We start from the raw sequence: 9,099 nt of genomic DNA, 5'->3' as shown, positions 1-9,099 counted from the left end.
GCAGCCAGGGCGCTTCGCTGCTGAAGGTGAAGGAGCGGAAGAAGGCGTCCTTCTCGTCGGGGCCCAGGTCGGGGTGGAAGACCGGCTTCACCGAGAAGGTCACGCGCTCCGGAGCGACCGGCGCGCCGCCGGGCGTGCGCCAGTACGCAGCCGAGGACTTGCCGTCGGACTGGAACGGGCAATCCACCGACACGGCCCAGTCAAGCACCTGGTGGGCCGACCGGCTGAGGGCCAGGGGGCGCAGCACGTCCCACGCGCCGCGGATGTCGACCAGGCCGCCGCCCTGCTCGAACAGGGCCAGGCCGGGCACCGGCTTGGCGCCGGCGATCAGGGCGCGCTTGAGCATGCCCCAGTGGACCTCGAGGCCTTCCTGCCCCGCCGCGCTCAGCAGGCAGGCGACCGCGCCCGCGGTCTGCGGCGAGGCCATGCTGGTGCCGTTGAAGCGGGCGCTGCCGTCGACGAAGCCGGGAACGGTCGACAGCGCGGAGCCCGGCGCCACGACGTCGGGCTTGGGCGCCTCGCCGCCGCGGCTGGAGAAAGCGAACAGGGTCGCGCGCGGCAGGCGGGCCTGGTAGAGGTCCTCGCCGGAGGCGCGCGAGAGGTAGGCGCCCGAGGCGATCAGGCTGCGGCTGGTCGCCGGGATGCCGCTGGTGGAGAGGCCGGGGCCCTCGTTGCCGTTGCTGGTGCAGACGGTGAACTCGGGGTGCTCGGCCAGCAGGTCGTCGAGCCACTTGCCGATGGTGTCGTCGCCCTCCTCCACCGAGTTGATGCCGAAGCTCATGTTGACCACGACCGGCAGGCCGTAGCGTTCGCCGAAGTCGACGGCGTGCTCGAAGGCCTTCTTCATGGTCTCGGTGCGCGTCGCCCCGCCGGACAGGCGGTTGTCGCCGATCTTGCAGGAGATCAGCCAGGCGCCGGGCGCGGCGCCGTGCAGCCCGGGCTGGCCGCCGACCTCGCAGCCGGCGGCGATGCCGGCGCAGTGCGAGCCGTGGGAGCCGGAGTCGTGGTGGAAGGAGACGGTCGGCGCCTCGGGGGCGCCCAGCCAGTCCTCGTTGGCGGTCACGTTCACCGACCAGGCCATGAGCGTGCGGCTGTCCGGGGCGTCGGGGCCGCGCAGACCGAACAGGTCCCAGTCGACGCGGAAGTCGCGCAGCGGGCGCTCGTCGTCGAGGCGGCCGTCGCCGTCGGTGTCCACGACCACGAGCCAGACCCGCGCGCCCTCGCGCTCGGCGGCGACCGTCGCGGCGGCCGTCTCGTTCAGGCCGGCCAGCAGGTCCAGGCCGCGGCCGGCGCCCAGGGCCGCCTCGACCGCGGCGCGCGGCGCCGCGTAGACCAGGAACGCGAAGCGGTCGGTGCGATCGCCGTCGTCGTTGGTGTCCTGCAGGTCGTCGACGTTGCGGAAGCGGGGCTCGTCCAGGACGCCCATCCAGACCGGGTAGGCCTTGTCGTCGGACGGCGGGGCCACCGCCAGGGCGGCCGCACCCTCCAGGCGCATGCCGTCGGGATGGACGAAGGCGTCGTCTTCCAGCTCGACCGCGACGACCTCCCAGACGCCCTCGTCGGTAAAATCCCGGGTGTCGAGCAGCTTCTGGCCGCCGGTGGAGGTGGCGGTCAGGCCCGGGGCGTAGCCGTCGACCCCGGTGTCGAGGATCGCGATGACGACGCCGCGCCCGTCCCAGGTCGGATGGGCGGCGCGCCAGTCGACCGCGCCGATGTCGTCCGAGGGCAGGTAGGGCCAGGGATCGCGCGGCCGCTCCGCCGCGACGGACGTCGTCGCCGCGAGGGCGAGCATCGCCAGCATGACGAGCGGGAACCTGCGGCCCGTCGAGGTCGCCTTCATCACGGAACCTCCAGAAAAAACGTGGACTTTCGAGGGTCTTGCCTTCGAGGGCGGGGGGCCTATTATAGGGAGGAGCCGGACCCCCGACAAGCCGGAACCGGCCCCGAAGCCCCGGTGTAGGACCCTGGATGCCGACGCCCCCGAAAGGAAGCCCCATGCACGACCTCTCCAAGATGCGCATGCACACCAAGGTGGTCCACGCCGGCCAGCGGCCGGACCCCGAGACCGGGGCCGTGTCCATCCCGATCTACCAGTCCTCCACCTTCCGCTTCCGCGACGCCGACGAGGGCGCCGACCGCTTCGCGGGCCGCGACCCCGGCCACATCTACACGCGCCTGGGCAACCCGACCACCGACCACCTCGAAGAGGCGATCGCCCTGATGGAGGGCGGCTGCGGCGCGCTGGGCGCGGCCTCGGGCATGGCCGCGGTCAACACCGTCTACTTCGCGCTGCTGGGCCAGGGCTCGCACGTCGTGGCCACCGAGTCGCTGTACGGCCCGTCGCGCATGGTGCTGGAGACCGAGTACAAGCGCTACGGCGTGAGCGCGACCTTCGTCGACTCGTCCGACGCGCAGAACGTGGCGCGGGCGATGCGTCCCGAGACGAAGCTGGTCTACATCGAGACCCCCTCGAACCCCACGCTGAAGCTGACCGACATCCGCGCCTGCGCCGAGATCGCGCACGCGGGCGGCGCCCTGCTGTGCGTGGACAACACCTTCTGCTCGCCCCTGCTGCAGCGCCCGCTGGAGATGGGCGCGGACGTCGTCCTGCACTCGATGACCAAGTTCATCAACGGCCACACCGACGTCGTGGCGGGCATCGTCACCGCCCGCGACCCCGAGCTGTTCAAGCGGCTGGCCAAGGTCCACAAGAACATGGGCGGCACGATGGACCCCCACCAGGCGTGGCTGGTGCTGCGCGGCCTGCGCACGCTGGCCCTGCGCATGGAGAAGGCCCAGGCCAACTCGCAGGTCCTGGCGCCCTTCCTGGAGAACCACCCGAAGGTCGCCTGGGTGCGCTACCCCGGCCTGGCGAGCCACCCCCAGCACGCCCTGGCCGCCTCGCAGATGGACGGCCCCGGCGCGGTCATCTCCTTCGGCGTGCGCGGCGGCCTGGAGGCCGGCAAGACGGTCATCAACAACGTGCAGATCCCGACCCTGGCGGTGAGCTTGGGCGGCATCGAATCCCTGATCGAGCACCCCGCCTCGATGACCCACGCGGGGATCCCTCAGGCCGAGCGCAAAGCTGCCGATATCACGGATGATCTGGTCCGGCTGGCGGTCGGCTGCGAGGACGCGGCCGACCTGCAGGCCGACCTGGAGCGTGCCCTGGACATGATCTAGCGTCGCGGCGGGGGAGGGGCCCGCCCCCCGCCGCGGCCAGGAAAGCGGACCCGATGTACGAACGCTGGGTCGATGCCACGCACCTTTCGACCCGAGAAAACGGCGACCCCTGGGCGGTGGACTACACGGCCCACCCCCTTCTCGACCCGACCTTCACCCAGCGCCCCTCGCGCGTCGGCCGCTTCTTCCACGAGATGTCCCGGCGCATCGAGCACGACGACGAGGCCTACCGCGGCGAGATCAACCGCCTGCTCAACCCGCCCGGCACGCCCGCGGGCACCGGCCACGGCGCCGCCGACCTGATGCGGTCGATGACCGAGGCCGACGCCTACGTGCGCGACCTCGTGGGCCTGCTGCCGGCCCCGTCGCAGGCCCACGTGCGCCCGCAGGCCACCGTGACCGCCTGCAACGACCTGCGCACCCTGATGTCGCTGCTGTTCAGCCGCGAGGACCCGCGCATCCGCTTCGAGTCGCAGCGCAAGCTCTACCTGGCGAAGCTCCTGCTGGACATCGACCACTCCCGCCACATCCAGCAGGGGCCGCGGCACAAGGCCTACATCGAGAGCCTGCTGCGCGAGGGGCTGTGGAAGCGCGCCGTGGACACCAACACGGTGGAGATCGGCTTCGAGCTGGGACCAGACGGGGAGACGATCCGCTACAACCTGCGCCCCCAGCCCGGCCAGGAGCGCTGGCAGTTCCGTTCGATGTTCCTGGAGCGGGAGGCGGCCGGGCGCCGCGTCTCCCTGGACGTGCTGTACTACAACTGCCGCTTCAAGCGCACGGTGACCCCGATCTCCTACGAGATCGTCGACGGCAGCCACCGCGTCATCGAGCGTCGCCGCTGGGACGCCAAGGACCACGACAGCAGCGGCTCGATCCTCTCGAAGATGATCCGCAAGGGGATCAACGACCCCGACGCGATCACCGACCTGCTCGGCGCGATGTTCATCGTCCACGACGAGGACGCGGTGTTCGAGCTGCTGACGCTGCTCAACGACGTCCTGGGCAACCCGGTCTCGTGGCGCAACATCACCGACACGATCGGCTTCACCGGCGACCGCCGCCGCCTGAACCGCCACAGCGGCCAGGGCTACAAGGTCTACAAGGGGGATCTCGACGTCCTGCATCCCAACGACGAGCCCGGCCTGCCGCCGTACCGGTTCCCGGTGGAGATCCAGATCTACACGCTCGAGGGGTTCCTGCGCACCGTCCACGGCGCCCACGATGCCAACCACCTGGCCCTGAAGCTGCGCCAGTTCCTGCACGGGCTGGCGCCCTACGCCTTCCCGCGGTCCGTCTACGGCGACCAGTGGCTGCACCTGAACGGGACGAACGGGCAAGGGCCCAAAACCACGGGGCTCTAAGCGGGCACGGCGGAAGTGAGGGGACCGGCCGACCTCGGAGACGTTTCGGTCTGGTCGATGAAGATCTTCAACAGGGCCCGTTTGTTCTGGTACAAGATGTCGACGTGAACGACCCGGAAGACCTTCCCGCCCATCATGCCCGGTCTCTCCAACACATAGGTCTGGTTCGTCTGTCCGGCCCGCCTGAGCGGACAGTCGGGGCACCTCTGCCGGTCGTCCATGTATGTCGACCAGCATCGCTCACCCTGCGGCATCCCTGCGGTCTGTTCCCGGAGCAGCTTGTTCATGAAGACGACACGTCCGTCCTCGTCGACGACGTCCATCGGGAACGGGATGGCCTTGAGCAGCGTCTCGTTGAAGACCTGGCACTCCTGGAGCGCCTTCTCCACGCGCTTGCGCCGCGAGATGTCCCGGACCGTCCCCAGCAGCCTGATCATGCGGCCGTCGGGGCCGTAGACGGGCGAACCGGTAGCGCCGAGTTCGACGACCCGACCGTCGGGCAGGTTGGCCGTCACTTCCAGTTCGTACGGTTCGCCTGATTCGATCGTCCACGCGGCATGCTCCCGCAGCGACCGAGCGTCCTCCGGGGAGTAGTACCGCGCCTCATCCTCGACGGACGGGGGACCCAGAGCCGGATCACGACCGAAGATCTTGAACACCATCTCCGACCAGACGATCTGACGGGTCTCCAGGATATACTCCCAGTGGCCGATCTCTCCGACACGCTGGGATTCGAGCAGGCGGCGCTCGCTGAGGGTGGGGGCGGACTCGGAATCCATTCGTGCCCTCCCGAAACGTCAAGGGAGCCAGGAGGCCCTTCCGGCGGGTCGCCGACGGGACGTTCATGGGGTTTCAGCGTCCGATCGATCGGGATCGGACCCGCCAAGAGTCCTTCGGAGTGTCGAACAATTGCTGGCAATAATCAGGCCAAGATGAAACACATTGTCGGCAAATAGGATATGGCGGTAGTACACGCTTGTTATTCAACAACTTAGTCTGCGATCACCCGGCGGCCACCCCCGGATCCCCGCCACCGCCGCCCACCTGCAGCACGCGGTAACCGTTGTCGCGCCTGGCCGGCGTGAAACCGGCACCCCGGATCATCCCGTCCAGGTCGCGCTGCGTCAGCGGGTGGGTGGTGCCCGCGGCCGAGACGACGCTCTCCTCCATCATCGTCGAGCCGAGGTCGTTGGCGCCGAACAGCAGCGTCAGCTGGCCGACGCTCTTGCCCTGGGTCACCCACGAGGCCTGGATGTTGGCGAAGTTGTCCAGGGCGATGCGCGCGATCGCCAGCGTGCGCAGGTAATCCTGGGCGCCCAGGTAGCCGCGGGCCTCGACCTGCGCCATGAGTTCGGGCTTCCGCGACAGCGGGGTGCTGCCGCTCTGGAAGGTCCAGGGGATGAACGCGGTGTAGCCGCCGGTGCGGTCCTGGCTCTCGCGCAGGCGCAGCAGGTGCTCGATGCGCTCGGGGTAGGTCTCGACGTGGGCGAACATCATCGTGGCGGTGGTCGGCAGGCCCAGGTAGTGGGCCTCCTCCATGATCTCGATCCACTCCCGCGCGGTCGTCTTCTTCGGCGCCAGCAGGGCGCGGACGCGGTCGTTGAGGATCTCGGCCCCGCCGCCGGGGATCGAGTCCAGGCCGGCGGCCTGCAGGCGGCGGGTCACCTCGAGCGTGGGCAGCTTCGAGACCTTGGCGAAGTGCTGGATCTCGTTGGGCGAGAAGCCGTGGATCCACAGCGACGGGAACTCCGACTTCAGCGTCGCGAGCAGCGTCTCGTAGGTCTCGACCTTCTCGTTCGGGTGGTGGCCGCCCTGCAGCAGGATCTGCGAGCCGCCGGCGTCGAAGACCGAGCGCACCTTGGCGCGGATCTCGTCGAGCGACAGCCAGTAGGCGTCGTCGTCGCCCTTGTGGCGGTTGAAGGCGCAGAACTCGCAGTCGACGTAGCAGAGGTTCGTGTAGGTGACGTTGCGGTCCACGACGTAGGTGACCAGCTCGGGGTCGCAGCGCTGCAGGCGCAGGGCGTGGGCCGTGCGGCCCAGGTCGTGCAGGGCCGCCTCCTCGAACATCAGCAGCAGCTCGCCGCCGGTCAGGCGACGCGTCAGCGCCTCCTCGAGCAGCTCCAGGGCCACGGGCGACGAGCGCCGCGGCAGCGTGTAGGTCTCGACCGGGGCCGGTCGGCTGGACATCGGGGTCTCCCTCACTCCGCGGACGCCGGATCCGCCCCGCGCCCCGCGGGCACGATCTGGTGGCGGACGCACAGGGTATGAAAACGGTGCAGGCCCGCCAGCTCCGCCTCGCCCAGCCGGTAGCACATCGAACGGCCGAAATAGGCCGCGAGCGCGGCCGCGGAGCACTCCCCGCCCGGCCCCAGGCGCCCCTCGGCGGCCGCGCGGGCGGCTAGGCGGTCCAGCCGCGTCAGGCCGACGTCGCGGGCCTCGCGCAGCAGGGCGACGAGCCCGTCGCGCTCGGCCGCCGTCGCCCGCGCCGCGAAGCCGCGGCCCAGGACCCAGACGGCGAAGACGAAGGGCAGGCCGGTCATCTGGCGCCAGGTCTCGCCCAGGTCCACGATGTGGACGTCGTCGCGGCCCTGCTCGCGGAAGCGCTTCTCGGCGGCGAAGCAGCGGTCGCCGATGACCAGGGCGGCCTCGTGCTCGTCCAGCAGGGTCTCGACCTGCGGCACGTCGACCTTGAAGTCCGGCTGCACGCCGTAGAGGTCGGCGAACAGGATGCGCAGCAGGGCCACCGAGGTGCGCGAGCCGCGGTCCACGACCACGTCGGCGATCTCCGTCGGCGGCACCCTCGAGAACAGCTTCACGCTGTCGACGGGGCCGTGGGTGGCCAGGGCCACGCCCGGCACGATCTCGGCGCCCGCCCCGCGGAACCACTCGACCACCGGGACCAGGGCCGCGTCGGCCTCGTCGGCGTGCAGCAGCTCGGCCAGGGCGCTGGGGACGGCGCTGGTCAGGCGGACCTGCTCCGGGGCCAGCTCCTCGAGCGCGTCGATCAGGGGCCAGGTGTTCAGGAAGGAGACGGCGGCGATGCGGTAGGTCATGTCGGTCTTTCCGGGGATGAGGGCCGGGGGCGGTCCGCCGCGCGGCGGTACAGTTCGCCCAGGGTGTGCGAGACGCGCGCGAAGGAGTACCGCTCGCGGACCAGGGCCAGGCCGCCCGCGCGCAGGCGCTCCCGCCGCTCCGGGTCGGCCAGCAGCGCGATCGCGGCGGCGAGGGCGATCGGGTCGCCGGGCGCGACGAGCAGGCCGCTCTCACTGTCGACGATCACGTCGCGCACGCCGGCGATGTCCGTGCCCACGACGGGCGCGCCCGCGGCCAGGGCTTCCAGCAGGACCAGCGGCAGTCCTTCCCACAGCGACGGCAGCGCGAAGACGTCGGCCGCCTGCAGCACGCGGGCGAAGTCCGCGATGTTGCCCGGGAGCTGCACGGCGTCGCCCAGGCCGAGGCGTTCGCGCAGGGCCTCGTGGTCGGGGCGCAGGGGGCCGTCGCCCGCGATCACCAGGCGGAAGGGCAGGCCGATCGCGCGCAGGCGTTCGGCCGCCTCGATCAGCGCCGCGAAGTTCTTCTGCTCGCAGTGGCGGCCCGCGGCCATCACCAGCAGGTCGCCGGGGGCGGCGCCGAAGCGGGCGCGGATCGCCGCCCGGGCGGCCGCGTCCAGCGGTTCGGGTTCGGCCACGCCGTTGGGCACCGCGACCAGGCGACCCGCCTCCCGCGGCCCCGCGCCCAGGTCCTCCAGCAGGGAGGCGGCCACCGCCTCGGAGACGGCCACCACCGCCGCGCAGCGCCGCAGCATCTGGCGGTAGGCTGCGCGGCGCAGCCGGGAGCGCAGGGGGTGGTCGGCGTCGCCGTAGTCGAACTCGCGGTTGTTGTGGACCGTGGCGATCACCGCGCAGCGACCGCGCAGGGCCAGCAGCAGGCCCCAGAAGTTGGCCCCCGGCAGGTGCGACTGCACGACCCGGATGCCTTCCGCGGCGATCCGCCGGGCGAGCAGCCGCTCGCCGCGCCGCAGGGACAGGGCGAAGCGCAGCGGGGCGCGCACCGAGGCGCGGGCGAAGCCCAGGTAGTGGACGGCCACGCGGGGGTCCACCGCCGCGGACAGCGGACCCGGGCCGGACATCACGATCAGGTGGGAGGCGTCGCCCGCGGCGGCGCGGGCGTTGGCGATCTGGACGGCGAGGCGCTCGGCCCCGCCCATCTCCAGGGCTTCGACGAGCTGGGCGACGGCGAGCGGGCGGGCCGCGGCCGTGACGTCGCCGCGCGCCGCTCCCATCAGCGGATCCGGACGACCATCGTCCAATCGGCGAGGCGGTCGGCGTGCAGCTGCGACTCGGCCTGCTGGGCCGATTCGAGCGTCGCGAAGGGGCCGATGTAGACCCGGAACCAGCGCTCGCCGCTGACCTGGGCGTCCAGGAGGTGGGCGGCGAAGCCGCGGCGCTCGAGTTCCGTGGCCAGGTGGCCGCCGCGTGCCAGGTCGCGGAACGAGCCGACGTGCACGTAGGTGCCGGCGGCCAGCGCCGAGCGCAGCCACGGCGACTCGCGG

Annotated in this window: 8 protein-coding genes; 2 read left to right on the top strand and 6 right to left on the bottom strand. The window is 71.4% G+C overall.

Annotation, left to right across the window (positions count from 1 at the left end; translation table 11 throughout):
- The coding region (locus Q7W29_08900) for a S8 family serine peptidase (protein MDO9171934.1) at positions 1-1,840 on the bottom strand (1,840 nt) is incomplete at its 3' end.
- Positions 1,841-1,995: 155 nt separating this feature from the next.
- Here Q7W29_08900 and Q7W29_08895 point away from each other — a divergent pair.
- Both Q7W29_08895 and Q7W29_08890 read left to right on the top strand, forming a co-directional pair.
- Entirely contained in the window at positions 1,996-3,183 is a 1,188-nt protein-coding gene (locus tag Q7W29_08895) for a PLP-dependent aspartate aminotransferase family protein (GenBank protein ID MDO9171933.1), read from the top strand.
- 53 nt (positions 3,184-3,236) lie between these two features.
- Entirely contained in the window at positions 3,237-4,547 is a 1,311-nt protein-coding gene (locus tag Q7W29_08890) for a hypothetical protein (protein MDO9171932.1), read from the top strand.
- Here Q7W29_08890 and Q7W29_08885 read toward each other — a convergent pair.
- The 5 genes from Q7W29_08885 to Q7W29_08865 all read right to left on the bottom strand — a co-directional run.
- On the bottom strand, positions 4,544-5,326 hold the full coding sequence (locus Q7W29_08885; protein MDO9171931.1) for a PAS domain-containing protein: 783 nt from the start codon (positions 5,324-5,326) through the stop codon (positions 4,544-4,546). The two genes, Q7W29_08890 and Q7W29_08885, sit on opposite strands and share 4 nt — an antisense overlap.
- Positions 5,327-5,549: 223 nt before the next feature.
- Entirely contained in the window at positions 5,550-6,734 is a 1,185-nt protein-coding gene (gene mqnC / locus Q7W29_08880) for a cyclic dehypoxanthinyl futalosine synthase (protein ID MDO9171930.1), read from the bottom strand.
- An 11-nt stretch (positions 6,735-6,745) separates the two neighbouring features.
- On the bottom strand, positions 6,746-7,600 hold the full coding sequence (locus Q7W29_08875) for a menaquinone biosynthesis protein (protein MDO9171929.1): 855 nt from the start codon (positions 7,598-7,600) through the stop codon (positions 6,746-6,748).
- A complete protein-coding gene (locus Q7W29_08870; GenBank protein MDO9171928.1) occupies positions 7,597-8,829 on the bottom strand; it encodes a glycosyltransferase in 1,233 nt (410 codons plus the stop codon). Before Q7W29_08870 ends, Q7W29_08875 begins: the two co-directional genes overlap by 4 nt.
- A partial coding sequence (locus Q7W29_08865) for an SPOR domain-containing protein (GenBank protein ID MDO9171927.1) occupies positions 8,829-9,099 on the bottom strand: 271 nt, incomplete at its 5' end. The genes Q7W29_08865 and Q7W29_08870, both read right to left, overlap by 1 nt.

It is taken from the genome of bacterium, from assembly GCA_030654305.1.
Lineage (GTDB): Bacteria > Krumholzibacteriota > Krumholzibacteriia > LZORAL124-64-63 > LZORAL124-64-63 > PNOJ01.
This window is presented reverse-complemented; position numbering and strand designations above follow the sequence as displayed.